This is a genomic window from Ignatzschineria sp. PL_is040 (assembly GCF_055813795.1).
Map to the genome: position 1 here is coordinate 1 of NZ_JBVPGU010000044.1, position 385 is coordinate 385.

Below are 385 nucleotides of genomic sequence, written 5' to 3' on the forward strand. Positions count from 1 at the left end.
TACGATTCCTGTAACAGTCACGCCGGTGAATGATGCGCCGGTGGTGGATGATCGTGATCAGACGATTGTTACGAAAGAAGATACGCCGAAGAAAGGCACTATTACGGGTGTTACTGATGTGGATGGTGATGATCTGACTTATGCACTAGGTGATAAACCAGCGAATGGTACTGTGACGATGGATGGTGACGGTAACTATACTTACACGCCAAACAAAGACTATCACGGTGATGATGAGTTCACGGTCGTTGTTTCAGATGGCAATGGTGGCAAAGTCACTGTGACGGTTCCTGTAACAGTCACACCGGTGAATGATGCGCCAACGGCTGAATCGCCAGCGATTAAGACGGAAGAAGATACGCCAGTAAAAGGAGCGGTTAAAGGT

General features: G+C 48.1%; 1 protein-coding gene. It reads left to right on the forward strand.

The genetic code is table 11. From position 1 onward, the window contains the following. Nucleotides 1-385, forward strand: a 385-nt coding sequence (locus AC0SAP_RS10375; protein WP_473384110.1) for an Ig-like domain-containing protein, incomplete at both ends; no start/stop codon positions are given.